This is a genomic window from Streptomyces sp. NPDC085900, assembly GCF_044540925.1.
GTDB classification, from domain to species: Bacteria; Actinomycetota; Actinomycetes; order Streptomycetales; family Streptomycetaceae; genus Streptomyces; species Streptomyces gilvifuscus.
The window spans coordinates 858,219-882,493 of sequence record NZ_JBITSP010000004.1; the positions used below are offsets into that span (position 1 = coordinate 858,219).

A 24,275-nucleotide genomic window follows, 5' to 3' on the forward strand; every position below is an offset into this window, starting at 1 on the left:
ATGCGCGTGATGGCCCAAGTGGCGATGGTGATGAACCTCGACAAGTGCATCGGCTGCCACACCTGTTCGGTCACCTGCAAACAGACGTGGAGCAACCGCACCGGCGTGGAGTACGCCTGGTTCAACAACGTCGAGACCAAGCCCGGCGTCGGCTACCCGCGCCGCTACGAGGACCAGCAGCGGTGGAAGGGCGGCTGGATGCTCGACAAGCGCGGCCGGCTGGTGCTGCGCTCCGGCAACCGGGTCAAGCGGCTGCTGTCGCTGTTCGCCAACCCCGACCTGCCGTCCATCGAGGACTACTACGAGCCGGTCACCTACGACTACGACAACCTCGTCGGCGCCCCGGCCGGCCAGGACATCCCGGTCGCCCGCCCCCGTTCCGTGCTGACCGGCCGGCCCACCGCCATCACCTGGGGCGCCAACTGGGAGGACGGCCTGGGCGGCGCGCCCGAACACGCCGGCGGCGACCCCAACCTCTCCGGTGAGTGGGCGCAGAAGGTGAAATTCGAGTTCGAGCAGACCTTCCTCTTCCACCTGCCCCGTCTGTGCGAGCACTGCCTCAACCCCGCCTGCGTCTCCGCCTGCCCGTCGGGCGCGATGTACAAGCGCACCGAGGATGGCATCGTCCTGGTCGACCAGGACCGCTGCCGGGGCTGGCGGATGTGCGTGACGGCGTGCCCGTACAAGAAGGTGTACGTCAACCACGCCACCGGCAAGGCCGAGAAGTGCACGTTCTGCTTCCCGCGCATCGAGGCCGGCCAGCCCACCGTCTGCTCGGAGACCTGCGTCGGCCGTCTGCGCTACCTCGGACTGCTCCTGTACGACGCCGACCGCGTCGGCGAGGCCGCGGCCACCGCCGACGAACAGGACCTGCTGGACGCCCAGCGCGGGGTCTTCCTCGACCCGAACGACCCCGAAGTGATCGCCGCGGCACGGGAGTCGGGCATCCCGGAGGACTGGCTGGCGGCCGCCCGCCGCTCCCCCGTGTACGACCTGGTCTGCCGCTACCGGGTCTCGCTGCCGCTGCACCCGGAGTACCGCACCCTGCCCATGGTCTGGTACGTGCCGCCGCTGTCCCCGGTGCTGGACGCCGTCACCGGCGCGGGCGGCGACCAGGACGACCCCGACCACGTCTTCGCCGCCGTCACCCGGCTGCGCATCCCGCTGGAGTACCTGGCGGAGCTGTTCACCGCGGGCGACACCGACGTGGTGGCCGGCGTGCTGATGAAACTCACCGCGCTCCGCTCCCACATGCGCTCGCGAACGCTCGGCGAGCAGGCCGACGAGGCGGCGCTGGCGGCCGTCGGGCTCACCGCGAGCGAGGCCGAGGACCTGCACCGGCTGCTCGCCGTCGCCAAGTACGACGACCGCTACGTCGTGCCGGCCGCGCACAAGGAGGACGCGGCCGCGCTGAGCGCCATGGAGAACCGCTGCCCGGTGGAGACCACCGGCGACCCCCAGACCCGCAAGGTGATGCTCGGCATCCCCACCCTGCGCCGCGCATCCGACGGAGGACGAGCATGAGCCCCCTGCCCTCGCCCAGTGCCGGACGCCTGGGGGGACCCCGGTCGATTCCCGCGCTCGTGCGCACCCGCGTCCGGGCCGCCGTACGTCGGCCCGGCCGGCTCACGCCCGAGGAGACCGCCGGCCGGGCACTGACCCTGCGGCTCGTGTCCCTGCTGCTGCAGTACCCCGACGAGGAACTCACCGACGCACGGGCGGAGTTGACGACCGTGGTGGCGGCCCTGCCGGACACGCCGGCGGCGGAGCACCTGGCGCGGTTCACCCGCTGGTTCGCCGCGCAGGAACCCGAGGCACTGCAACGGCACTACGTCGAGATGTTCGACCTGCGCCGCAAGAGCAGCCTCTATCTCACCTACTACCTGCACGGCGACACCCGGCGCCGCGGCATGGCCCTGCTCACCCTCAACCAGCGCTACCGCGCCGCCGGTTGGGACACCGACGGGGGCGAACTGCCCGACCACCTCCCGGTCGTCCTGGAGTTCGCCGCCCTGGCGGGCCCGGGCGGGGGTGAGGCACCGCTGCGCCAGCACCGCCGCGGGCTGGAACTGATCCAGCGGGCGCTGACCGACGCCGACTCGCCCTACCGGCACGTCCTGGCCTCGCTGCTCACCCTGCTGCCCCCGCCCACCGAGGCCGACCGGACCGCGGTGGCCCGGCTCGTCGCCGAGGGCCCGCCCAACGAGGACGTCGGACTCGACCCCTACGGCACCTACGGAGACGGCGAGTTCGCGCCTCCGGGCACCTTCGTACCGCCGCCGCCCGCCCCGCCGACCCGGGTACCGCCCGCCCCGACCAGCCGTACGGAAGGCCCCCGATGAACGCCCCGCTCCCCCTGTCGGCCACCGCCGCGGCGAGCAGCACCGACCTGCTGCTGTGGACCGCCTTCCCCTACATCTGCCTCGCCGTGTTCGTGGTGGGGCACGTCTGGCGCTACCGCCAGGACCAGTTCGGCTGGACCTCGCGCACCAGCCAGCTGCTCGAACACCGCTGGCTGCGCTGGGGCAGCCCGCTGTTCCACCTCGGCGCGTTCGCCGTGATCGCCGGGCATGTCGTCGGCCTCGCCGTCCCCGCCTCCTGGACCGAGGCGGCCGGCGTCGGCGAACACGCCTACCACACCACGGCCGTCGCGCTGGGTTCGGTCGCCGGGGTCGCCATGGTCACGGGCCTGGGCATGCTGTGCGCCCGCCGGCTGCTCGCCCGCCGGATCCGCCTCACCACCGACCGCAGCGACAAGCTGCTCTTCCCCCTCCTCTCCCTCACCGTCCTGCTGGGCTTCAGCGCCACCGCCGTGCACAACGTCTTCGGCGGCGGCTACGACTACCGGGAGACCGTCTCCGTCTGGTTCCGCGGCGTCTTCACCCTCCACCCGCAGCCCGAGGCGATCTCCGGGGCGCCGCTGCTGTTCCAGCTGCACGCCCTGAGCGCCTGCCTGCTCTTCGCCGCCTGGCCTTTCACCCGGCTCGTGCACGTGTGGAGCGCCCCGGTCGGTTACCTCGTCCGGCCCTACCTGGTCTACCGGCGGCGGGCCGGCACACCGCCCGCCCCGGCATCGGCCGTCCGGACGGAGGCCTCCTCCGTCTCGCGTCGCGCGGCATGAGCGGCGACCTCACGCCCGCCCCGTGTACGCGCGCGGTGGGCGCCGGACGCCGTACCGGTCTCGTCATGCTCGTGGCCGGGGTCCTCGGCTGGTTCGCCTCCTTCCAGCTCACGGTGGACGACTGGCGGCTGCTGAAGAACCCCGCCTACCGGCCGCCGTGCAACATCAGCCCCGTCGTGAGCTGCGGCAGCGTCATGTCCAGCGCCCAGGGCAGCCTCTTCGGATTCCCCAACATGCTGCTCGGACTGGGCGCCTTCGCCGCCGTGACCGCGCTGGGCGTCGCCGTGCTGGCCGGGGCCCGCCTGCACCCCCGGCTGTGGCTCGCGCTGGATGCCGGGGCGCTGGCGGGAGTGGTCTTCGTCCACTGGCTGATGGGCCAGTCCCTGTACGAGCTGAACAAGCTCTGCCCCTACTGCGCGGCGGTCTGGGTGGTCACCATCGCCCTGTTCTGGTACCTGACGCTGCACTGCCTGGAACGGGGGATCCTGCGCGCGCCACGCGGCGTGGTCACGGTCCTGCGCGACACCCACGGACTGCTGCTCGCGGGCTGGTACGGGGTGATCGTGATGCTGGTCCTCACCCGTTTCTGGTCCTACTGGAGCGGCCTGCTCTGAGCGGCGGACCCGGCGGGGCGGCGATGCCGCGGAGCAATGTGCCGAACAGCCCTACGGGCGGGGGCTGTTGGTCCTGTGCGGGGCTGCCGGCGTCCGTGCCCGCGCTGGCAGCCGCCCCTTGCTGCGCGGACACTGGTCACCATGCAGAAACTGTCACTGGACGCTCTCGCCCGCGAACACCTCGAACGCGCTGCGGCCGCAGCCACCGGCCGCAGCGCCACCACCGTGTACGGGGGCCACGAACACGTCCTGCGCCAGACCGTCCTCGCCCTGACCGCCGACACCGAGCTGGCCGAGCACGAGAACCCCGGGGAGGCGACCCTGCTGGTGCTGCGCGGGCGGGTCCGTCTCACCAGCGGCGACACGTCCTGGGACGGCAGGACCGGCGACCTCATCGCCATCCCCGACGCCCGCCACAGCCTGCGGGCGGTCGAGGACGCCGTCGTCCTGCTCACCGTCGCCAAGGCCTGACGTCACCGCTCGTTCAGAGGTCGTTCGGCGCGCCCAGGCCGGTGAGCGCCCCTACCGGGTCCAGGTCCGGTGTGCCGCGCGGCCACCAGCCGTCGTGGCCCGGCTCGGACTCGTAGGCGTACCAGAGGCCGTCGCGTCCGAGGCGGAGCTGGACGTGGCCGCGCGGGTGGGTGAGGTGGTTGTGCCAGGGGCGGAAGGCCGGGAGGTCCGCGGCGAGGAGCAGGGGACGCGCGCGGTCGAAGCGGCCGGCCGGCGGGTCCCAGGGCTCCTCCAGGACGGCGAGCCCTTCGAGACCGCCCTGCCGCCAGGCGGCGACCGCCCGCGCGAGCTCGGCCGGGGTGCGGCCGGACGCGGAGGCCAACGAGGCGTACAGGGACCGGGTGGCCGCGGTGAGGCCGGAACCCGGGCGGGCGGCGGCGACGCGGACCGCGTCCTGCCACAGCGTCAGGTCGGCCACGGGATCGCGGCCGGTGCTGAGCAGGGCGTGCGCACGGGCGGCGGCGTCGGTCGCCAGCTGGTCCAGTGCGAAGGGGTCGGGGCCGCCCGGCGCCGCCGGGTACGCGGGGGGCTGCCCGGGGTGCGGGGGCACGGGCAGCGGCGGCGGCAGGGGCGGGAGTTGACCGGCCGCCAGGACTGCCTCGGCGGCCCGGACACCGGGGAGGGGCGCCGGTTCCCGCTCCTGGGCGGCGCGGGCCGCCCGGGCCGCGTTCAGCCGGGAGAGGGCGTCGAGCAGCTCGCGCTCGCCGCGGCCGCGCAGCAGAAGCAGTACGAAGGGGTCTGCGTCGAGCAGCCGGGCCGTCTGGTAGCACAGTGCGGCGGCGTGCTTGCAGGGGTGGCCGCGGTCGGGGCAGCTGCAGTGCGGGTCGAGGTCGTGCGGCCCCGGCAGCAACGGCACCCCGCAGTCGGCCAGCGAATGCGGCAGCTCCTTGTCGAGCAGCGCGGCGATGTGTCCGGTCCGCTCGACGGCGGCGTCCAGGAAACGCTGCCAGTCGGCGTCCTCCAGCGTGCGCAGCCGCACCTGCACCCGGTACGGGCGCGGGCGGCTGCCCTGCACGTACGCGAGCACCAGCCCCGGCGTGACGGTGATGGCGTCCACGTGCCCCTGCTCGGCGTAACTCCGGCCGCGGGCCAGCCTCTTGGCGTCCAGCGCGCCTTCCTCCAGGGCCGTGACCCACGCGTTTCCCCACCAGGTCCGCGCGAACGCCCCGGAATCCGGGGGCGGCAGGGCGGGGAACGTGCGCCGCAGCTCCCCGTCGCGGGACGGGGCGGCCATGGACGGGGGCGGCGGAGGAGCCATCACGTCCGGGCCGGGCGCACTGTCAGGGGCCGCGAGCCGAGCGTCCGCGTCGGCCGAATCTGCCTTCCCGGTGCGGTCGTCGCGCGTCGTCCCGTCTTCCGGTGGGGCATCGTCGGACGGCATGTGGAACGCCCCGGCCAGCAACTCCCGCACGGCGCGCGCCTGACCGCCCGGAGACCGGCCGATCGCGCCTGCGCGCGTCGCCTCGCCACCCGGAGACAGCCCGACCGCACCCCCGCGCGTCGCCTCGGCCGTCCGCTCGGCGCGGCGCGGCCCCCACGCGGGCCGACCGCCCGCCCGCTCACCGGCCTCCTCGTCCCGCCGCGCCCTGATACGGGCTGCCCGCAGCGCTTCCCGCGCGGCGTCGGCGCCCCGGCTCGGCCGAACATCGGGAGAGGTGCTCGGCGGTCCGCCTTCGCCGTCGACGAACGGCTCCGCTTCTCCTCCGTCAGGGACATCGCCCTCCTCGAGCGGCCCGCCGGCGAGGGGTGCCTCGGCGGCAAGGGCCCGCCGCAGTGCCGCGCGCGCGGCATCACCGGGTCGCACCTCGGCATTCCGAGATCCCTCGGACGACTCCCTTCCGTCCGCGGGCGCCCCCTCGACGGCTTCCCGGGGTGCGGTCCCCTCCCCCGCCTCCGCGACGGCCGTCGACTCGGGCCCGGCGCCCTCTCCCTCGTCCCGGAGCCGCCTCTCCCGTGCCTCCCGCAGGGCGCGGCGGACCTCGTCCGCCGGGCTCGGGGTCATGACGGCCTCCTGAGGGACACCAGGTCGGAGAGTTCGCGGTCGGTCAGTTCGGTGAGCGCCGACTCCCCGGAGCCGAGGATGGCGTCGGCCAGGGCGCGCTTGGCCTCCAGCATCTCGGCGATGCGGTCCTCGACCGTGCCCTCCGTGATGAGGCGGTGGACCTGCACCGGCTGGGTCTGGCCGATGCGGTAGGCACGGTCGGTGGCCTGCTCCTCCACCGCCGGGTTCCACCAGCGGTCGAAGTGGACGACATGGCCGGCGCGGGTGAGGTTCAGGCCGGTGCCCGCCGCCTTCAGGGACAGCACCAGCACCGGGGTCGCGCCGCCCTGGAAGCGGTCCACCATGCGTTCCCGCTCGGGGACGGGCGTGCCGCCGTGCAGCAGGTCCACGGGGACCGCGCGGGCGGCCAGGTGGGCGGTGATCAGCCGGGCCATGCCGACGTATTGCGTGAAGACGAGCGCCGAGCCGTCCTCGGAGAGCAGCGTGTCCAACAGCTCGTCCAGGAGGGCGAGTTTGCCGGAGCGGGCGAGCAGGCGGCCGTCGGACGCGGCGGCCGTCTCCTCCTTCAGGTACAGGGCGGGGTGGTCGCAGATCTGTTTCAGGGCGCCCAGCAGCTTGAGCACCAGGCCCCTGCGCGCGATGCCCTGCGACGTCTCGATGGCCAGCATGGACTCCCGGACCACCGCCTCGTACAGCGCGGCCTGTTCGCGGGTGAGCGGTACGGGGTGGTCCGTCTCCGTCTTGGGCGGCAGCTCGGGGACGATGCCCGGGTCGGACTTCTTGCGGCGGAGCAGGAAGGGCCGGACCAGGCGGGCGAGCCGCTCGACCGCCTCCGCGTCCTCGCCGTTCTCCACGGCGCGCGCGTGCCGGGCGCGGAAGGACTTCAGGGGGCCCAGGAGCCCGGGCGTGGTCCAGTCGAGCAGGGCCCACAGCTCGGAGAGGTTGTTCTCGACGGGCGTGCCGGTGAGGGCCACGCGCGCCGGGGACGGGATGGTGCGCAGTGCCTTCGCCGTCGCGGAGTACGGGTTCTTGACGTGCTGTGCCTCGTCCGCGACGACCATGCCCCAGCGCTGCTCGGCGAGGCGCGGTGCCGCGGTCCGCATGGTGCCGTAGGTGGTGAGGACGAAGCCGCCGGTCAGGTCCTCCAGGCTGCGGTCGGGGCCGTGGAAGCGGCGGACGGGGACGCCGGGCGCGAAGCGGGTGATCTCCCGCTGCCAGTTGCCGAGCAGGGAGGCCGGGCAGACGACCAGGGTCGGCTCGCGGCGGGCGCGCTTGAGGTGCAGCGCGATCACCGTGATCGTCTTGCCGAGCCCCATGTCGTCGGCGAGGCAGCCGCCGAGGCCGAGGGAGGTCATGAGGTCCAGCCAGGCCAGGCCGCGCAGTTGGTAGTCGCGCAAGGTGGCGTGCAGGCCGGCCGGGGGTTCGGCGGGGCGCACCCCGGTGGTGAGGCGGTCGCGCAGGGCGGCCAGCGCGCCGACCGGGACCGCCTCGACCGTCTCGCCGTCGACCTCCGCGGTGCCGGTGAGGGCGACGGACAGGGCGTCGACCGGGTCGAGGAGGCCGAGCTCCCGCTTGCGGGCCCTGCGGACCAGGGCCGGGTCGACCAGCACCCAGCGGTCCCGGAGGCGGACGACCGGGCGGTGCGCCTCGGCGAGGGTGTCCATCTCGGCCTCGGTGAGCGGGTCGCCGCCGAGCGCCAACTGCCAGCGGAACTGCAGGAGTTCCTCGCTCTCGAAGAAGCCCGTGCCGTCGGTCGCCGAGCCCGGGGCGGGGCGTACCACCGCGGCCGCGGAGAGGTCCTGGGCCAGGTCCCGAGGCCAGTGCACGGCGACGCCCGCCGCCGCGAGCCGCGTCGCCGCCACCCCGAGCAGGTCGCCCAGCTCCTCGTCCTGCAGGGCCAGGACGTCGGGCACGTCCTGCTCGGCGAGCCGGTCCAGGGGCGGCCAGATGCGGGCCGCGCGCCGCACGGCGAGGGCGGCGTCCACGCGTGCGCGTGGGCCGAACGCGGCGTCCGCCTCGCCCGCCCACAGGGCCGCCGCGTCGACGACGAGGGTGGGGTCGGCGAGGCTGTGCACCTGGACGATCGCGGCGCCCGCGGTGCGCACCGACTCCTCGCCGTCGAACAACTCGTAGGCGGACAGGTCGAGGCGGAGGGAGATGCGCACGCCGGCGTCCATGCCGGCGGCGACCTCCGCGGCCCAGTCGTGGGCGTCGGGCAGGCGCTGCGGGCGGCGGTCCGCGAACGGCCTGCCGCAGGCGTGCGGGGCGGCCGGAGTGCGGGGAAGGGTGTCCGCGACCGCGTCCAGGAAGGCGCGCATCAGCGCCTCCGGCTCGGGCAGCAGCAGCGGGCCGGGGCCGGGCAGCGGGACCGCGTGGCCCTCGTGGGGCAGGGCGGCGGCGACCGCCCTGAGGTGTGCGATGTCTTCGGGGTCCAGGGGGCCGGCCCGCCAGGCGTCGTGGCCGGTGGCCGTCAGGCCGGGCAGCAGGCGGCCGCGGGCGACGAGCCGCAGCGCGTGCAGTGCGGCCGCTCCCCAGCAGGCGGTGGCGGGGTGGGCGGCCGGGTCACGGCGGGCGCGGACCAGGTGGGGCAGGGCCTCGCCGACGGGAAGGGTCAGCGCGGGGGCGCTCCTGCGCCGTACGCCGGACGCTCCGTGCGGTCGTACGACCGTGAGCTCGGTGTCCTCGGCGGGCAGCGGGTCGCCGTCGGGGTCCCAGAAGGCGATCCGGCCGTTCCTGGGCAGGGGTGCGGGCAGGAAGACGGCCGCGAGTCGGACGGGGATCGGCGCTCCCGCGTGTTCGGCCACCACAGCCGTGTCACCCATACGACCTGTCACCTCCCGGCCCGTGTGTCGGATCAGACGTCTTCGACTCTACGGGCGGGGTCTGACAATCGGCCCCGACGGCCCGGCCGGGGCCGGCTAGGGAACCGTGCGGGAGACGACGTAGAAGAACGGGTTGTTCGCGTCGGACATGTTCACGACGACGTCCTGGGTGGGCGCCGGGTCCTTCTGCTTGTGGACCAGTCCGTACCAGGGGCCGGGGCGGGTGAACCGCCAGCCGGTGATCTTCTGGTCGCGCGCGCCGATGGTGATGTCGTCGCGCTTGAGGTCGGCGCGGCTGACGCCCATGTCGTGGAGGAAGACGTCGAGGTTGCGGACCGGGGTCTGGAACTGGACGTAGAGCCGGCTGGTCTTCCAGTTGTTCGTCTCGTAGTAGGCGACCTTGCCGGAGGGGTGCGGCATCGGCACCTGGTAGATGCGGCGCTGGACCTTCGACGGCCAGCCCCTGGTGAGGCCGGTCGCCGAGTACTTGGCCTCCTTGTCCTTGCCGCTGTTGCGGCTCTGGTTCGCGGAGATCACCAGGTAGCCGGCCGGGACGCCGATGAGCAGCACGATGATGAGCAGGGTGAGCGCCCTGCGGCGGATCATGTGGCGGCGGTCCTCGGGCTGCCCCGGCTCGTCCGGGGGCGCCACCTGACGCGGCAGCGATGCCGTCATGCGGTGTCCTGTGTGGAGCGGCGGCCGTCGGTGTACCGGGCGTAGCGCTCGTAGCGCTCGACCCGGCGCCGGTTGGCGCGGCGGAAGCGGCGGGCGACGAGCCGGGCGAGGTCGGCGGCGCCCACCATGCCGGCCTCCGGGCCGAGCTGGGCGCGCACGATTCGGGCCTCGGGGCGGTAGCCGCGGCCGGTGAGCTGGCGCTTGAAGGCGTCGCGGGCGGGGGCGATGAGCAGGTCGTCGGCCGCGGAGACGCCGCCGCCGATGACGAAGCAGGAGGGGTCGAGGGCCGCGGCGAGGTTGGCGATGCCGACGCCGAGCCACTGGCCGATGTCCTGCAGCAGCTCGATGCACATCGCGTCGCCCTCGCGGGCCAGCTCGGTGATCATCGGGCCGGTGATGTCGCCGATCTGCCCCTTGACGTGCTCGATGATCCCGTACGCCACCGGCGAGTCGGCGGCGGCCAGCTCCTTGGCCTCGCGGACCAGGGCGTTGCCGGAGCTGTACTGCTCCCAGCAGCCGCGGTTGCCGCACGGGCAGCGGTGTCCGCCGGGGACGACCTGCATGTGCCCGAACTCGCCCGCCACGCCGTATTTGCCGCGCTTGACCTGGCCGTCCTCCAGGATCGCGCCGCCGATGCCGGTACCGAGCGTGATCATGACCAGGTGGTCCTCGCCGCGGCCCGCGCCGAAGCGCCACTCGGCCCAGGCGGCGGTGTTGGCGTCGTTGTCCACGAGGACGGGCACCGCGAGGCGGCCGGCGATGCGGTCGCGCAGCGGCTCGTTGCGCCAGGACAGGTGGGGGGCGAAGAGCACGCGGTTGCGGTCGGCGTCGACCCAGCCGGCCGCGCCGATGCCGACGGCGTGCACGTCGTGGCGGTCGGACAGGTCCAGGACCAGCTCGACGATGGTGTCCTCGACGACCTTGGGGCTCTTGGACTTGTCCGGGGTCTCCGTGCGGAGCTTCTCCAGGATGTTGCCGTCGGCGTCGACGACGCCTGCCATGACCTTGGTGCCCCCGATGTCGATGCCGACCGTCGGCACGCGGGGTGCGGTCAGGTGCGAGCGGCGCTCTCGGGTGCCGACCGTGCGCAGGGCCGGGGCACGCCGGGAGCCTATGGGGGCCGTGAAGTTGCCGTAGGTGCTCATCAAGGCCCGATTGTGCCGCACGCTCACGCTGGGTGCCGAGCGGGGGAGCAAGCGGGCGGCGCGCGCCGGGTGTCGGCCGACGGTTCGACGCGGCTGGTCGCGCGGTTCCGAGCACCCTCCTCCAGGCGGGACAATTGTCGTGACTTTATGACAATTGCCACATCCGAGGCGGGTCCTCAGCCCCGCACGAGCAGCTGGAACTCGAAGGAGTAGCGGCTCGGCCGGTACGTGTGCGTGCCGTACTCGACCGCCCTGCCCGTGTCGTCGAACGTGACGCGCTGCATCGTCAGGAGCGGGGCGCCCTCCTGCTCGGCGAGGCGCTCGGCCTCCGCCAGGGTGGCCGCGCGCGCACCGATCGTCTGCCGGGCGCTGTGCAGGGTGATGCCGACGGCCCGCATCATCCGGTAGAGGCCCGTGGCCTCCAGCTGCGCCGTGTCCAGGTCGAGCAGGCCCGGCGGGATGAAATTGCACAGGTACGCCATCGGCTCACCGTGCGCGAGGCGCAGCCGTTCCACCTGGTGAACCTCGCTGTCCTCGGCGACACCCAGGGCCGCGGCGACCTCGGCGGCCGCCGGGACGACGGCGTTGACCAGCACCTTCGTCGCGGGGCGCTGGCCGGCCGCCTCCAGGTCGTCGTAGAGGCTGGACAGTTCCAGCGGGCGTTTGACCTGGCTGTGCACGACCTGGGTGCCGACGCCGCGGCGGCGCACCAGAAGGCCCTTGTCGACCAGGGACTGGATGGCCTGGCGGACGGTGGGGCGGGACAGGCCGAGCCGGGCCGCCAGCTCGATCTCGTTGCCCAACAGGCTGCCGGGCGTGAGCGCTCCGTGCTCGATCGCCGCCTCCAGCTGCTGCGACAGCTGGAAGTACAGCGGGACGGGAGAACTCCGGTCCACGCTGAGCTCGAGCGACACGGTCGGGTCCACTTCAGGTTTCGGCACCCGCCGAGCGTAGCTCCACACGTTGTTGACGGGAAGTTGTGTAGTTCGATTGTCCGGACATACGCATTGACAGCGCGACCACCAAACCCTCACTTTGTTTTCATGCGCATCGGGGTCATCGGTACGGGGCGGATCGGCACCATCCATGCGAACACGCTCAGCCGCAATCGCGAGGTCGGGTCCCTGATCCTCACGGACGCGGATTTCGCGCGCGCCCAGGAGCTCGCGCTCCGCCTGGGGGAGACGGCGGCGCCGGGAGTGGACGAGATCTTCAAATGGGGCGTCGACGCCGTGGTGATCACCGCCTCGACCGCCGCCCACGCCGAACTGATCGGTCGGGCAGCACGCTCGGGACTCCCGGTGTTCTGCGAGAAGCCCATCGCCCTTGATCTGCCGGGCACGCTCAACGCGATCTCCGAGGTCGAGACTGCCGGGACGATTCTGCAGATGGGGTTCCAGCGCCGCTTCGACACCGGGTACGCGGGGGCGCGGGACGCGGTGCGCTCGGGCCGGCTCGGCCGGCTGCACACCGTCCGCGCCCTCACGTCCGACCAGGCCCCTCCCCCGCCGTCGTGGCTGCCGCTGTCCGGCGGGCTGTATCGGGACACCCTGATCCACGACTTCGACATGCTGCGCTGGGTGACCGGGCGCGAGGTCGTCGACGTGTACGCGGCCGGGTCGGACGCCGGGCCGCCGATGTTCCGGGAGGCGGGCGACGTCGACACGGGCGCGGCGCTGCTGACTCTCGACGACGGCACGCTCGCGACAGCCACGGCGACGCGGCTGAACGGCGCCGGGTACGACGTACGCATGGAGCTGGCCGGGGAGCTGGACCAGATCGTCGTCGGCCTGGACGACCGTACGCCGATCGCCTCGACGGAGCCGACTGGCCCACCCGCCGCCGACAAGCCGTGGTCGGGGTTCCTGGAGCGCTTCGGGCCCGCCTACGAGGCCGAGTTGGGCGCCTTCGTCGAGGTCGTGCTCGGGCATCGGGCGAACCCGTGCGACGGGCGCGAGGCCCTGCAGGCCCTCAGGATCGCCGAGGCCTGCGAGATCTCCCGACGGGAGCGCAGACCGGTGGCACTCGCGGAGATCCCGGGGCGGGTGGAGTCGGCGTTCCGGTGAGCGGCGCGGCGGGGTGAGCCTGCGGCTTGGTCGGCCGCTGGGCGCGGTGAGCCTACGGCCCGGTGAGCCCCCTGGCCCGGTAAGCCTCGGGCGGATAAGCCGCCCGACGCGGTAACTCTCCGGCCCGGTAAGCCGCCGGGCGCGGGTCGGCGCCACGGGCGTCCCGCCCGGCGCGGGGTAGGCCAGGAGAGCTCCCCGCCCGGCGCGGATGGACCGCCGGGCCCGGTAAGCCCCGGGTCTGGTGGGCCGCCCGGTGCGGGTCAGTAGCGCGGCGGCCCGCCCGGCAGGGGGTAGTGCCAGGAGGGATCCCCGTCAGCGCGAGGTAGCGCCACGAGCCCCCCGCGCCGGCCGCGGCTACCAGCGCACCGGAAGGCTGCGTACCCCGCGCATCAGCATGCCCGGGAGCCAGTCGCCGGGTGGGCCGTCGAGGGTGAGAGCGGGGGCGCGCTCCAGCAGGGTCCGTATCGCCGTGCGGGCTTCGAGGCGGGCCAGCGGGGCGCCCAGGCAGTAGTGGATGCCGTGGCCGAAGGCCAGGTGGCCGCGGGTGTCGCGGTGGAGGTCGAAGCGGTCCGGGGCGGGGTAGCGCGAGGCGTCGCGGTCGGCGGCGCTCAGGCCGATCATCACGGCGTCGCCCCGCACGATCTTCGTGCCGCCGATCTCCAGGGTCTCGGCGGCGAACCGGAACGTGGCGTTCTCCACCGGGCCCTCGTAGCGCAGCGTCTCCTCCACCACCGCGTCGACGAGGCTCATGTCGGCACGCAGGGCGGCGAGTTGGTCGGGGTGGGTGAGCAGGGTGTGGACGGCGCCGCTGATCAGGTTGACCGTCGTCTCGTGCCCCGCGATCAGCAGGACGAAGGCCATGCCGCGCAGTTCGCCCGGGGAGAGCCGGTCGCCGTCCTCGGCCGTGGTGCGGACCAGGTCGCTCAGCAGGTCGCCGGTCGGGCCCGCGCACCGCTTGTCCTCGATCAGCTCGGTGAGATAGGCGGCGAGCCGCGCGAAGGCGTCGTACTCGGTCTCCGGACTGCTCGGCGCCACCGCCTCCGTGGACATGCGGCGGAACTCCCCGCGGTCCATCTCCGGCACGCCCAGCAGCTCGCAGATCACCGTGATCGGCAGCGGGTACGCGAAGGAGTCCACCAGGTCGGCACGGCCGTGCGGCAGCATCGCGTCGAGCAGTTCGTCGGTGATCTGCTGGATCCGCGGCCGCAGTTCCGCCACGCGGCGCGCGGTGAAGGCGCGGGAGACCAGGGAGCGCAGCCGGGTGTGCTGGGGCGGGTCGGTGACCAGAAGGTGCTTGCCGATGAGCTCCTCGTCGAGGAACTCCGTGCCGATCCTGCTGCCGTCCTTGGCCAGGCGCGGGTCGGCGAGGGCCGCGCGGGCCTCCTCGTAGCCGACGACGAGCCAGGTCTCGTAGTGGGCGTCGACCCCCGGCAGGCGCACGCGGTGCACCGGCCCGCGCTCACGCAGTCGCGCGTACACCGGATGCGGGTCGGTGCGGAAGCCGTCGCCGAACTCCCCCAGGTCGATCAGTTCCGCCATGTGGCTCAAACCTGCCCTCCCCCGTCCCCCGCCGGTGGTCCCCGGTACCCGGACAACGCGCCGCGCCGGCCGCTAGTGCCCGTTCCCCTCCGGTTCCTCCAGGAGTCCGGCGTCGTAGGCCAACAGGGCGATCTGCACCCGGTTGTTGAGATCCAGCTTGGCGAGGACGCGGGAGACGTGGGTCTTGACGGTGGCGACGCTCATGAAGAGGTCCGCGGCGATCTCCGCGTTGGACAGACCCCGGCCGACCGCGACGGCGACCTCGCGTTCGCGGTCGTTGAGCAGCGCGACGCGTTCACGCGCGCGTGCGCGTCGCGTGTCGGCGGCGTTGCCCACGGCGTGCTCCACCAGCTGGCGGGTCACGGTGGGCGACAGCACGGGGTCGCCGGTCGCGACCCGGCGCACGGCGTCGACGATCTCGGCGGGCGGGGTGTCCTTCAGGACGAACCCGGCGGCCCCCGCGCGCAGGGCGCGCAGGACCTGTTCGTCGGCGTGGAAGGTGGTCAGGACGACGACCTGCGGGGCGTCCTTGCGGGCGCGCAGCCGCTCCGTGGCCGAGAGACCGTCCACCGACGGCATCCGGATGTCCATGAGGACGACGTCGGGCCGCGTGCGGTCGACGAGCGCCTCGACCTCGGCGCCGTCGGCGGCCTCGCCGACGATCTCGATGTCGTCCGCACCACCCATCATCAGTGACAGGCCGGCCCGCACCAGGGGGTCGTCGTCGACGAGGAGCAGTCTGATCGCAGTCATGGGCCTCACGTAATCACGGTCGCGGGCACGGGTGTTGGCAGTCTTGCGTGACAATGGCCTCGGCGCCGTTCCCAGGGCACCTTGCGTGACGATGACGTCGCAGCCGTTTCCAGGACACCTCGCGTGACGATCGCCTCGGAACCGTCATCCCCAGGGCAGCCACGCCCGTACCCGGAAGCCGCCGTTCGCGTCCGCGCCGTGTTCCAGGCGCCCCCCGGCCAGGGTGGCCCGCTCCGTCAGCCCGATCAGGCCCTGCCCGGAGCCGGGGACGGGGGGCACCTCGCCCTCGGGCGGAGGGTTGCGCACGGTCACCGTCAGGCCCTCGCCGGGGGCGCCCGACACCGTCACCGTGACCTCCGTGCCGGGGGCGTGCTTGCGGGCGTTGGTCAGGGCCTCCTGGGCGATGCGGTAGGCGGTGCGGCCCACGGAGGCCGGGACGGTCGCGGGGTCGGTGACACGACTGTCGAGGGTGACCTTCATGCCGGCCTCGCGGGACTGGGCGACCAGCGTGTCCAGCGCGGCGAGCGTCGGCTGGGGGCGTCCCGTCTCGTCGGGCTCGCCCGCGCGCAGTACGCCGATGATCTCGCGCAGGTCCTGCAGCGCCTCGTGCGCGCTCTCCCGGATGACGCCGGCCGCCCGGGCGATCTCCTCCCGGGGCGCGTCGGGCCGGAACTCCAGGGCGCCCGCGTGCACGCTCAACAGCGTCAGCCGGTGGGCGAGCACGTCGTGCATCTCCCGGGCGATGGCCTCGCGCGCCAGTCGCTGCGCCTGCTCCGCCCGCAGCCGCGCCTCGGTCTCGGCGCGCCGGGCGCGGTCCCGCAGGCTCAGCATGAGCTGCCGCTTGGACCGTACGAACATGCCCCAGCCGATGACGGTGACGCTGAGCAGCTCGGCGAAGGCGACCGCTCCCGCGTACGGCAGGTCGGGGTCCGGGCGCATCCAGTAGAACAGCGGGACCAGCGCGAGCTGGACACCGCCGATCCAGGCGACGTACCGGAAGGGCCGGTGCACGGCGAGGGTGAAGAGGGCGATCATGGCCGCGCCGCCCGCCGTGTTCGACAGCAGGCCGACCGGGATCATCGCGACGGCCAGACCGAACGGCCACCGTCGGCGCAGCCACACCGCCGCGCAGGCCAGCGCGCCGACCACCTGGTCGAGGACGGCGATTGAGTGCGAGGTGTGCGGGTCGCCGTTCAGGGTGTCGGCGGCCGCGAGGCCGATGGCCGCGGCGAGCAGGAAGCAGGTGAAGTCGACGATCCAGTCGCGGGCGGTGCGCCGGGGCCGCCCCGACCGCCCCGCGTCGGGGTCGATCTCATGAAGCAGGGCGGACGGGAAGAGCCATCTGCGCCGCCCTGCGACGCCCGCCACGGTCGGCGTCGGTCTGTCGTCCCTCACGGTCGACAAATCTACGCAGCCGCGGCCCCCGGCACCTCCCTTCGCGGGCGATCGCCGACCAAAGTCGCGGCAACGCAGACTTTCGGCGCTGACGGCCGCGCGGGAGCCGGACCTGCGTCGGTCACGGCCCGCCCCGCGGCCGATGTGCGTGGGGGGTCCGCGGGGCGAGGGTCGTGCCATGAAGCAGTTGCTGGAGGTACTCGGTTTCCTGGCCCTGGTCCAGGGCGTTCTGGGCCTGGTGCACGAGTTCACCCACTGGCATGTGGGGCTCCTGCAGAGGGTCGGCTTCCTCGACCGCCACGGGGTCTACGCGAGCCTCGCCCTGGTGGTGCTGGCCTTCGCGCTGTTCGCCGCGGCGGAGAGCCGTAAGTCCCACTGAGCCCGAAGTCCCGCTGAGTTCGAAGGCCCGTTGAGCACGCAGTCCCACCGAGCCGAACGTCCCGCTGGGCCGGCGTCCCGGCCCAGCGCGCGGACGTCGCTCAGCAGCCGAAGTCGATCAGGTCGAACGTGGCGTAGTGGTCCGAGGTGTAGTAGTCCTCCTGGTACTCCTCACCGGTGACGATGCGGCGGGCGCCGCGCGTGGACGAGCCGGGCGTCTTGACCGTGTACTCGTGGTAGTAGCCGGACGGCTGGCCGGGCAGGACGCCCTCCGAGTTGCGGAAGACGGTGCCGTCCTGCGAGTACGGATAGGGGCCGCCCGAGGCGATCAGGTCGAGCGTGTCGTACGCCTGGGAGGGCAGGTCGCCGTAACAGATGGTGCCGACCGCGGCGGACGCCGGAGTCGCCGCGACCGTGCCGCCCACGAGCAGGGCGGACAGAAGGGCGGCTGCGGCGCCGACACGGGTGGCGCGTGGGGGGAATCTCATGCCCGACATGATGACGCGCGTAGACAGTGGCATGTCAATGACAACTCTGGAGAATTTCCCGTCGAGTCCGATGAGTTTTCCGGGAGTTAACGTGGGGCCGCGCGCCGCCACACGGCCCCCACAACGCGTCGGTCAGCCGTTCTCCGGCAGAGCGTAGGAGCCGTACTCGGGCCGTCCGGCCGGCTCGTACGTCTGCAGGGAGACCCCGGTGGAGGTGATACGGCCGCCCGCGTGCCGGAACTTCGTCGGCACCGCGCCCTGCTCGAACAGGCGCAGGCCGGAGCCGAGCACCACGGGGAAGGTCAGCAGGTGGAGGGTGTCGACGAGGTCGAGCGCGAGCAGGGACCGGACGAGGGCGCCGCTGCCGTGCACCTGGAGCTCGCCGTCGGTGCGCTCCTTGAGCGCGGTGACCTCCTTGGCCAGGTCTCCGCTCAGCACGGTGGTGCCGGCCCAGGAGGGGTCGGTGAGGGTGGACGAGGGGACGTACTTCGGCAGCGCGTTGAGCTTGGCCGCGATGGGGTCGGCCGGGTCGGTCACCTTCGGCCAGTGCCCCGCGAAGATGTCGTACGTGCGGCGCCCGAGGAGGAAGGCGGCGGAGCGGTCGATGACCTCGGTGACGAACCGGCCGAAGTCGTCGTCGCCGAAGACGAAACTCCAGCCGCCGTGCTCGAAGCCGCCCCGGGTGTCCTCCTGCGGACCGCCGGGCGCCTGGTAGACGCCGTCGAGCGTGACGAAGAGCGTGGAGACGAGCTTGCCCATGACGGGTGCCTGCTTCCTGGTGATGGGGTCTGTTGTCATCACCTCAGACCCCGTCCGCGCCCGCAACTCATCGCTCGACGGCGGGCGCAACTCATCGCTCGACGACGGCCGGGGCTCACCGCTCGACGGCGGCCGCGGCTCATCCGGCGTGCGTGGAGAACAGTCCTCCGGTCGGGCCCTGCTTGTCGCCGCCCTGGGCCTTCCTCAGGGCGTTGGCCAGGCTCTCGATGGTCAGCGACTGCAGGATGACGCGGCCGCTGCCCTCCAGGGTGGCCAGGGAGAGGCCCTCGCCGCCGAAGACGGCGTTCATCATGCCCTGGCGGTTGAGGCCGCCGATGCGCTGGACGCCGTACCGGATGCCCTCCTCGAAGGCGACGACGCAGCCCGTGTCGACCTCGATGCGGCCGCCGAAGTCGGCCGGGTCGAGGTCGATGAAGTTGCCGGCGCCCGCGATGATCACCGTGCCGCGGCCGGTGAACTTCTCCAGGACGAAGCCCTCGCCGCCGCTCATGCCGGTGCGGCCGCCCTGGAAGGCGATGCCGAACTCGACGGTGGACTCGGCGGCCACGAAGGCGTCCTTCTCGGCGAACCACGCGCGCGTGCCGTCCAGCTCCAGGGCGCGCATCTCGCCGGGGAGCACGCCCGCGAAGCCGACGGTGCCCTCGCCCCCCTGGGAGGTGAAGTACTGGAACGCCAGTGACTCGCCCGCGAGCATGCGCTGGCCGGCCTGCATGGCGGTGCCCATGGCCTGGCGCAGCATGCCGCCCATGCCGCCGCCCCCGCCCTGCTGCTGCCCGCCGCCGGACGGGCCGGAGAGGCGGGTCTCCATGGTCACGTTGGTCGTCTTGAACAGGAACTTGCCGGCTTCGCAGTACACGGTCTGGCCCGGCTGCAGGTTGACCACCGCCATCTGCATGGCGTTGCCGACGATCTCTTGCTGAAGTGTCACGAGAGAAGAACGAGGGAGGCGGCTCGAAGAGTTCCGCCGTGTCCCGGGCGCCCGAGGTAGGTGTCCGACGGCCGCCAGCGCGCGGATGCAGTGGCCGCTGGGATGGACCCATGACTACGACTCACGCGAAGACCGACGGCACTCTGCACGGGAAGGTCGCCCTGGTCACCGGCGGCGGCCGCGGCATCGGTGCGGCGACGGCCGTGCGGCTGGCCCGGGAGGGCGCGGACGTGGCGGTGACCTATGTGAACGGCAAGGAGGCCGCCGAGGACGTCGTCCGGCGAGTGGAGGCCCTGGGGAGGCGGGCGGTGGCCCTGCGGGCGGACTCCGGGGACGCGGTGGAGGCGGCCGGGGCGGTGGAGCGTGCCGAGGAGCTGCTCGGCGCGCTGGACGTGCTGGTGAACAACGCGGGCGTGGGGGTGCTCGGGCCGCTGGAGGACCTCTCGCTCGCGGACGTCGACCGGGTGCTGGCCGTGAACGTGCGCGGGGTGTTCCTGACCTCTCAGGCGGCGGCAGCGCGGATGCGTCCGGGCGGCCGGATCATCACGATCGGTACGTGCATGACGCAGCGCGTGCCGGGGCCCGGTGGAACCCTGTACGCGACGAGCAAGTCGGCCCTCGTCGGTCTGACGAAGGCACTCGCCCGCGAGCTGGGCGCGCGGGGGATCACGGCGAACATCGTGCACCCCGGCCCGACCGACACGGAGATGAACCCGGCGGACGGGCCGTACGCCGCCGCACAGGCGGCGATGACGGCGGTCGGGCGGTTCGGCACGCCCGACGAGGTGGCATCGACGGTCGCCCACCTGGCCACCGCCGAGTACGTCACCGGGGCGGAGATCGCCGTCGACGGCGGCCACGCGGCGTGACGCGCACGAGGCACGCCGACACCATGCAACGTGTCGGGTGCGTGGGGCGCACCGGACAGTCGGACCGGTGCGCCCCAACTGGTCAGCCGCCGAGTTCCTGGTGGCGGGCCTTCAGGCGGGCGGCGCCGTCCTCGGTGAGGGAGCCGTGCAGCCGCAGGCGGGAGATGCCGCCGTCCGGGAAGATGTCCACGCGCGCGTGCGTGCCGACGGCCGGGGACGGCAGGACGAAGCGGTGGTCGGTGTCGGGCTGGAGGCGGGTGCGCGGGAGGATCTCGGTCCAGTCGCCGTCCTCGCCGTCGCGCACCGACACCGACGCCCAGCCCGCGCTGTTGCCCTTCAGGTACGCCGTGTCGATCTCGATCGCGCGGATCTGCGACTGCGCCGCGAGCCGGTAGCGGATCCAGTCGTTGCCCCGGTCGCGGCGCCGGCGGGTCTCCCAGCCGTCGTCCATCTTGCGGGAGCGGCCCGGCTGGATGGTGTTGGTGGCCGGAGAGTAGAAGAGGTCGGAGGCGTCCTCGACCCGGCCGCCGTTCTCCAGGGCGACGACATCGAACGTGCCGAGCGTCGCCAGCCACGTCGGGTCCGGTACGACCTCGCCGTACACGCGCAGCCGCGCGATGCCGCCGTCGGGGTGCTGGTTGACGCGCAGGTGGGTGAAGCGCTGCTCGACGGAGACGGCGAAACCGTTCGCCGCGTGGCCGCCGACCGGTGTGCGCGGTACGAGGGTCGTCCACTTCACGTCGTCCCCGAGGAGTTCCTCCGGCGACGGGGAGCCCGGCACCGAAATTCCCTCGACGGACACGGCCTGCGGGTAGTTGCCGCGGAAGTGGGCCGTGTCGACGACGATGCCCCGGACGACGCCGGGTGCGCCGAGGCGGACGAGCGCCCAGTCGTGGTCCTCGGTCGTGGGCCACGGGTGCTCGGCGCCCGTGCCGCGGCGGCGCCGGGTCTCCCAGCCGTCCATGATCTTGCCCTTGTGCCCGAAGTGCTCGGGGTCGAACTCGGCGCGCCCGGGCACCAGCAGGTTCTCCCGCTGGGCGAAGAACTCGTCGTTGGCGGCGATGACACCGGCGCCGAGCCGGCGGTCGGCGAGGTCGGCGTACTGGGTGAAGGGGAAGTCGGCGGTGCGGTAGTCCGCGTACGGGTCACCGCCTCCGTAGGGGTTCGCGTCGCCGGTGAAGCTCGGAATCGCCGTCACGGTGATCAGGGGTTCCTTTCGGGAGTCGGCCGCCGCGGGTGCGGGCGGATCAGGGGACACGGGTCAGCAGGCGGCCCTTCGGGTCGGTGAACTGGCCGTCGGCGACGATGCGTTCGCCGCGCAGCCAGGTCGACTTCACGACGCCGTACAGGGTCCTGCCGGCGTACGCGGTGACGCGGTTGCGGTGCTGGAGGGCCGCCGGGTCCACGGTGAAGGTCTCGTCGGGGGCGAGGACCGCGAAGTCGGCGTCGCGGCCGGGGGCGATGGCGCCCTTGCGGGTGTCGAGGCCGACCAGTTCGGCCGTCCGCGAGGACATCCAGCGGACCACGTCCTCCAGGGTGTGGCCGCGCCCCCGGGCCGCCGTCCACACGGCCGACAGGCTCAGCTGGAGGCCGGAGATGCCGCCCCAGGCGGTGGCGAAGTCGTCGGTCTTCAGGTCGGCCGTGGACGGGGAGTGGTCGGTGACCACGCAGTCGACGGTGCCGTCGGCCAGCGCCTGCCACAGCAGGTCCTGGTTGGCGGACTCCCGGATGGGCGGGCAGCACTTGAACTCGCTGGCGCCGTCCGGGACTTCCTCGGCGGTGAGGGTGAGGTAGTGGGGGCAGGTCTCGACGGTGACGCGGACGCCCTCCGCCTTCGCCTCGGCGATCAGCGGGAGCGCGTCGCTCGACGACAGGTGCAGCACGTGCACGCGCGCGTCGAGGCGTCTTGCCTGGTCGATCAGCTGGGCGATGGCCGTGTCCTCGGCGTCGCGCGGCCGGGAGGCGAGGAAGTCGGCGTATCGGGGGCCGCCGTGCCGCGGGGCGGCGTCCAGGTGGTGCGGGTCCTCGGCGTGCACGATCAGCAGCCCGCCGAAGGAGGCGATCTCGGCCAGCGACCGGGCGAGCCCGTCCTGGTCGAGGTGGGGGAACTCGTCCACGCCGGACGGGGACAGGAAGGCCTTGAAGCCGAAGACGCCGGCCTCGTGCAGCGGGCGCAGGTCCTTGACGTTGTCGGGCAGGGCGCCGCCCCAGAAGCCGACGTCGATGTGCGCCTTGTCGGCGGCGACCGCCTGCTTCGTGCGGAGGTGGTCGACCGTCGTGGTGGGCGGGAGGGAGTTGAGCGGCATGTCGACGAGGGTGGTGATGCCGCCGGCCGCCGCCGCGCGGGTGGCGGTCCAGAAGCCCTCCCACTCGGTGCGGCCGGGGTCGTTGACGTGCACGTGGGTGTCGACCAGACCGGGCAGCAGGACGTGGTCGCCGAAGTCCTCCAGGCGCGCGCCGGACGGCACTTCGGCGTCGTACGGCAGTACGGCCGTGATCGTGCCGTCGGTGACCGCGACGGAGGCGGCGCGCGTCCCCTCGGGCGTGATGACGCGTGTCGAGCGCAGCACCAGTTCTACGTCGGACACCCGGAACCCCTCTCTGCCGCCGCCGTTACGTCCAGGACACGGGATTTACTTCCACGTAACGGAATTCAACTTTCTGTTGAAGGAGTCTTCACTCCCGTCCCGGCGCCGTCAAGGGCACACTTCGACGGAGAGCCCTCGACGTCTCCACTCTGGACGTTTCCACAAAGCGGAATTAGAATTCCAGCAAGCAGAACGTAGCTATGTACGAGCGGGGAGTCAACCGACTGCCGGGTAGGCTTTGGCCCCTCCCGCCAGTCCCGAAAGGAACGCGCCGTGCCGACGTCCAGCGCCAGCACCACCGACTCCGCCAAGTCCAACGGTGGCGGGGTCCAGTCCCTCGAGCGCGCCTTCGATCTGCTCGAGCGGATGGCCGACGCGGGCGGCGAGGTAGGCCTGAGCGAGCTGTCCGCGAGCAGCGGGCTGCCGCTGCCCACCATCCACCGCCTGATGCGCACCCTCGTGGCCTGCGGGTACGTGCGCCAGCAGCCGAATCGCCGGTACGCGCTCGGCCCCCGCCTGATCCGCCTCGGCGAGTCGGCCTCCCGCCTGCTGGGCACCTGGGCCCGCCCCTACCTGGCCCGCCTGGTCGAGGAGACCGGCGAGACGGCGAACATGGCCCTGCTCGACGGCGACGAGATCGTCTACGTCGCCCAGGTGCCCTCGAAGCACTCGATGCGCATGTTCACCGAGGTCGGGCGCCGGGTGCTGCCGCACTCCACGGGCGTCGGCAAGGCCCTCCTGGCGAACACCCCGGACGAGGAGGTCCGCGCCCTGCTCGCCCGCACCGGCATGCCGGCCGCGACCGACAAGACGATCACCACGCCGGAGGGCTTCCTGGCGGCCCTGGAGGACGTACGGCGTCAGGGGTACGCGATCGACGACAACGAGCAGGAGGTCGGGGTGCGCTGTCTCGCGGTGTCCGTGCCCGACTCCCCCACCTCCGCGGCGATCTCCATCTCGGGCCCGGCGGGCCGGGTGACGGAGGCGGCGACGGAGCGCATCGTGCCGGTGCTGCAGCAGGTGGCGGTGGAGCTGTCGGAGGCGCTGGCGAGCACCGGGGGCTGAGGCGGACGAAGGAGTCCCGGGCGGACGGGATGTGACGTCCCGTCACCGCCTGGGTGGTTCGCCGAACAGTTCCACCGCGTTGCGGACCTCCGACAGGCCGCGGGACAGGGCGCTGACCGATCCGATGGCGCCGGCGATCAGCAGCAACGAGCGGCGCAGCCGGGGGACCTCGGGGGCGCCGTCGATCGTCATGGCGGCGAGGGCGGCCAGTTCGTCCTCGGCGATACAGCGGTCGGGGAACTCCGCCGGATGCGCGGCGAGTTCACGGCGCAGCCTGGACACGGCGGTCCGCAGTCCCGCCACCCTGGGATCCTCGTCGCTGCCGGTCACCGGTCTCTGCCCCAAGCTCCGCAACACAGCTCTCCCCCCTCGCACGCCCCTGTGCGCCGTCGTGTGATGGTGCCCCCGCCGAGCGATCCCGTGGCGCTGGTCGGGCGCCGGGGGACGCGGGTCAGTAAACGCCACCCGGTGCGGGGCGCGCCACAGTGCGGACCGAAATTCAGCCCCCGGAAACCGGGCACTCGCCCGTGCGTCAGG

The 24,275-nt window shown here is 73.2% G+C and carries 23 protein-coding genes; 9 read left to right on the plus strand and 14 right to left on the minus strand.

Annotated elements, in window-relative coordinates; all coding sequences use genetic code 11:
- The 5 genes from narH to ACIGDI_RS17940 all read left to right on the plus strand — a co-directional run bounded on the left by narH (position 1) and on the right by ACIGDI_RS17940 (position 4,206).
- Positions 1-1,524 (plus strand): nitrate reductase subunit beta, encoded by a 1,524-nt coding sequence (narH, locus tag ACIGDI_RS17920; RefSeq protein WP_399897248.1) that lies wholly within the window; start codon positions 1-3, stop codon positions 1,522-1,524.
- Complete coding sequence (narJ, locus tag ACIGDI_RS17925; RefSeq protein ID WP_399897251.1) at positions 1,521-2,342, plus strand: nitrate reductase molybdenum cofactor assembly chaperone; 822 nt, start codon at positions 1,521-1,523, stop codon at positions 2,340-2,342. Before narH ends, narJ begins: the two co-directional genes overlap by 4 nt.
- On the plus strand, positions 2,339-3,121 hold the full coding sequence (narI, locus tag ACIGDI_RS17930; RefSeq protein WP_399897254.1) for a respiratory nitrate reductase subunit gamma: 783 nt from the start codon (positions 2,339-2,341) through the stop codon (positions 3,119-3,121). Before narJ ends, narI begins: the two co-directional genes overlap by 4 nt.
- Positions 3,118-3,735 carry a vitamin K epoxide reductase family protein gene (locus ACIGDI_RS17935; protein ID WP_399897257.1) on the plus strand — a complete coding sequence of 206 codons (618 nt, stop codon included), beginning with the start codon at positions 3,118-3,120 and terminating at the stop codon, positions 3,733-3,735. Before narI ends, ACIGDI_RS17935 begins: the two co-directional genes overlap by 4 nt.
- 141 nt (positions 3,736-3,876) lie before the next feature.
- Positions 3,877-4,206, plus strand: a complete 330-nt coding sequence (locus ACIGDI_RS17940) for a cupin domain-containing protein (protein WP_399897260.1) — start codon at positions 3,877-3,879, stop codon at positions 4,204-4,206.
- Positions 4,207-4,219: 13 nt separating this feature from the next.
- Here ACIGDI_RS17940 and ACIGDI_RS17945 read toward each other — a convergent pair whose 3' ends face one another.
- The 5 genes from ACIGDI_RS17945 to ACIGDI_RS17965 all read right to left on the minus strand — a co-directional run bounded on the left by ACIGDI_RS17945 (position 4,220) and on the right by ACIGDI_RS17965 (position 11,803).
- Entirely contained in the window at positions 4,220-6,247 is a 2,028-nt protein-coding gene (locus ACIGDI_RS17945; RefSeq protein WP_399897263.1) for an SWIM zinc finger family protein, read from the minus strand.
- The gene (locus ACIGDI_RS17950; protein ID WP_399897266.1) at positions 6,244-9,069 is read right to left on the minus strand and encodes an SNF2-related protein; all 2,826 of its coding nucleotides are present in this window, start codon (positions 9,067-9,069) and stop codon (positions 6,244-6,246) included. Before ACIGDI_RS17950 ends, ACIGDI_RS17945 begins: the two co-directional genes overlap by 4 nt.
- A 96-nt stretch (positions 9,070-9,165) precedes the next feature.
- Positions 9,166-9,744: a sugar kinase gene (locus ACIGDI_RS17955; protein WP_399897269.1), complete on the minus strand. Its 579-nt coding sequence runs from the start codon at positions 9,742-9,744 to the stop codon at positions 9,166-9,168.
- Entirely contained in the window at positions 9,741-10,889 is a 1,149-nt protein-coding gene (locus ACIGDI_RS17960; RefSeq protein WP_399897272.1) for an ROK family glucokinase, read from the minus strand. Before ACIGDI_RS17960 ends, ACIGDI_RS17955 begins: the two co-directional genes overlap by 4 nt.
- Positions 10,890-11,065: 176 nt before the next feature.
- The gene (locus ACIGDI_RS17965) at positions 11,066-11,803 is read right to left on the minus strand and encodes a GntR family transcriptional regulator (RefSeq protein ID WP_399897684.1); all 738 of its coding nucleotides are present in this window, start codon (positions 11,801-11,803) and stop codon (positions 11,066-11,068) included.
- A gap of 129 nt (positions 11,804-11,932) precedes the next feature.
- Between ACIGDI_RS17965 and ACIGDI_RS17970 the strand changes: the two genes are divergently transcribed.
- Positions 11,933-12,955, plus strand: a complete 1,023-nt coding sequence (locus tag ACIGDI_RS17970) for a Gfo/Idh/MocA family oxidoreductase (protein ID WP_399897275.1) — start codon at positions 11,933-11,935, stop codon at positions 12,953-12,955.
- 354 nt (positions 12,956-13,309) lie between these two features.
- Here ACIGDI_RS17970 and ACIGDI_RS17975 read toward each other — a convergent pair whose 3' ends face one another.
- The 3 genes from ACIGDI_RS17975 to ACIGDI_RS17985 form a co-directional block, all read right to left on the minus strand.
- Positions 13,310-14,494: a cytochrome P450 gene (locus tag ACIGDI_RS17975; RefSeq protein ID WP_399897278.1), complete on the minus strand. Its 1,185-nt coding sequence runs from the start codon at positions 14,492-14,494 to the stop codon at positions 13,310-13,312.
- Between the two features lie 72 nt (positions 14,495-14,566).
- Entirely contained in the window at positions 14,567-15,247 is a 681-nt protein-coding gene (locus ACIGDI_RS17980; RefSeq protein WP_399897281.1) for a response regulator, read from the minus strand.
- Between the two features lie 144 nt (positions 15,248-15,391).
- Complete coding sequence (locus ACIGDI_RS17985; protein ID WP_399897284.1) at positions 15,392-16,651, minus strand: sensor histidine kinase; 1,260 nt, start codon at positions 16,649-16,651, stop codon at positions 15,392-15,394.
- A gap of 169 nt (positions 16,652-16,820) precedes the next feature.
- On the opposite strand from ACIGDI_RS17985, the gene ACIGDI_RS17990 reads away from it, so the two are divergent.
- Positions 16,821-17,021, plus strand: coding sequence for a hypothetical protein (locus tag ACIGDI_RS17990; protein ID WP_399897287.1), 201 nt, complete (start codon positions 16,821-16,823; stop codon positions 17,019-17,021).
- Positions 17,022-17,121: 100 nt separating this feature from the next.
- On the opposite strand, the gene ACIGDI_RS17995 is transcribed toward ACIGDI_RS17990, so the two are convergent.
- The 3 genes from ACIGDI_RS17995 to ACIGDI_RS18005 all read right to left on the minus strand — a co-directional run bounded on the left by ACIGDI_RS17995 (position 17,122) and on the right by ACIGDI_RS18005 (position 19,216).
- Positions 17,122-17,508, minus strand: coding sequence for a ribonuclease domain-containing protein (locus ACIGDI_RS17995; RefSeq protein ID WP_200702482.1), 387 nt, complete (start codon positions 17,506-17,508; stop codon positions 17,122-17,124).
- A gap of 132 nt (positions 17,509-17,640) precedes the next feature.
- Positions 17,641-18,267, minus strand: a complete 627-nt coding sequence (locus tag ACIGDI_RS18000; RefSeq protein ID WP_399897687.1) for a dihydrofolate reductase family protein — start codon at positions 18,265-18,267, stop codon at positions 17,641-17,643.
- Between the two features lie 139 nt (positions 18,268-18,406).
- A complete protein-coding gene (locus ACIGDI_RS18005; protein WP_399897290.1) occupies positions 18,407-19,216 on the minus strand; it encodes an AIM24 family protein in 810 nt (269 codons plus the stop codon).
- A 110-nt stretch (positions 19,217-19,326) separates the two neighbouring features.
- Here ACIGDI_RS18005 and ACIGDI_RS18010 point away from each other — a divergent pair, with 110 nt between their 5' ends.
- Complete coding sequence (locus tag ACIGDI_RS18010) at positions 19,327-20,085, plus strand: SDR family NAD(P)-dependent oxidoreductase (protein ID WP_399897294.1); 759 nt, start codon at positions 19,327-19,329, stop codon at positions 20,083-20,085.
- 82 nt (positions 20,086-20,167) lie between these two features.
- Here the strand turns inward: ACIGDI_RS18010 and alc are convergent, their stop codons facing one another.
- Entirely contained in the window at positions 20,168-21,283 is a 1,116-nt protein-coding gene (gene alc / locus ACIGDI_RS18015) for an allantoicase (RefSeq protein ID WP_399897298.1), read from the minus strand.
- 49 nt (positions 21,284-21,332) lie between these two features.
- Positions 21,333-22,673 (minus strand): allantoinase AllB, encoded by a 1,341-nt coding sequence (gene allB, locus ACIGDI_RS18020; protein WP_399897301.1) that lies wholly within the window; start codon positions 22,671-22,673, stop codon positions 21,333-21,335.
- 273 nt (positions 22,674-22,946) lie between these two features.
- Between allB and ACIGDI_RS18025 the strand changes: the two genes are divergently transcribed.
- Complete coding sequence (locus ACIGDI_RS18025; RefSeq protein ID WP_399897304.1) at positions 22,947-23,738, plus strand: IclR family transcriptional regulator; 792 nt, start codon at positions 22,947-22,949, stop codon at positions 23,736-23,738.
- 42 nt (positions 23,739-23,780) lie between these two features.
- On the opposite strand, the gene ACIGDI_RS18030 is transcribed toward ACIGDI_RS18025, so the two are convergent.
- Positions 23,781-24,068: a DUF5955 family protein gene (locus ACIGDI_RS18030; protein ID WP_390627328.1), complete on the minus strand. Its 288-nt coding sequence runs from the start codon at positions 24,066-24,068 to the stop codon at positions 23,781-23,783.
- Between the last annotated feature and the right edge of the window lie 207 nt (positions 24,069-24,275).

Coding starts and splice junctions, on each gene's coding strand:
- narH (WP_399897248.1), top strand. CDS start 1: ATGCGCGTGATGGCCCAAGTGGCGATGGTGATGAACCTCGACAAGTGC.
- narJ (WP_399897251.1), top strand. CDS start 1,521: ATGAGCCCCCTGCCCTCGCCCAGTGCCGGACGCCTGGGGGGACCCCGG.
- narI (WP_399897254.1), top strand. CDS start 2,339: ATGAACGCCCCGCTCCCCCTGTCGGCCACCGCCGCGGCGAGCAGCACC.
- ACIGDI_RS17935 (WP_399897257.1), top strand. CDS start 3,118: ATGAGCGGCGACCTCACGCCCGCCCCGTGTACGCGCGCGGTGGGCGCC.
- ACIGDI_RS17940 (WP_399897260.1), top strand. CDS start 3,877: ATGCAGAAACTGTCACTGGACGCTCTCGCCCGCGAACACCTCGAACGC.
- ACIGDI_RS17945 (WP_399897263.1), bottom strand. CDS start 6,247: ATGACCCCGAGCCCGGCGGACGAGGTCCGCCGCGCCCTGCGGGAGGCA.
- ACIGDI_RS17950 (WP_399897266.1), bottom strand. CDS start 9,069: ATGGGTGACACGGCTGTGGTGGCCGAACACGCGGGAGCGCCGATCCCC.
- ACIGDI_RS17955 (WP_399897269.1), bottom strand. CDS start 9,744: ATGACGGCATCGCTGCCGCGTCAGGTGGCGCCCCCGGACGAGCCGGGG.
- ACIGDI_RS17960 (WP_399897272.1), bottom strand. CDS start 10,889: ATGAGCACCTACGGCAACTTCACGGCCCCCATAGGCTCCCGGCGTGCC.
- ACIGDI_RS17970 (WP_399897275.1), top strand. CDS start 11,933: ATGCGCATCGGGGTCATCGGTACGGGGCGGATCGGCACCATCCATGCG.
- ACIGDI_RS17975 (WP_399897278.1), bottom strand. CDS start 14,494: ATGGCGGAACTGATCGACCTGGGGGAGTTCGGCGACGGCTTCCGCACC.
- ACIGDI_RS17980 (WP_399897281.1), bottom strand. CDS start 15,247: ATGACTGCGATCAGACTGCTCCTCGTCGACGACGACCCCCTGGTGCGG.
- ACIGDI_RS17990 (WP_399897287.1), top strand. CDS start 16,821: ATGAAGCAGTTGCTGGAGGTACTCGGTTTCCTGGCCCTGGTCCAGGGC.
- ACIGDI_RS17995 (WP_200702482.1), bottom strand. CDS start 17,508: ATGAGATTCCCCCCACGCGCCACCCGTGTCGGCGCCGCAGCCGCCCTT.
- ACIGDI_RS18000 (WP_399897687.1), bottom strand. CDS start 18,267: ATGGGCAAGCTCGTCTCCACGCTCTTCGTCACGCTCGACGGCGTCTAC.
- ACIGDI_RS18010 (WP_399897294.1), top strand. CDS start 19,327: ATGACTACGACTCACGCGAAGACCGACGGCACTCTGCACGGGAAGGTC.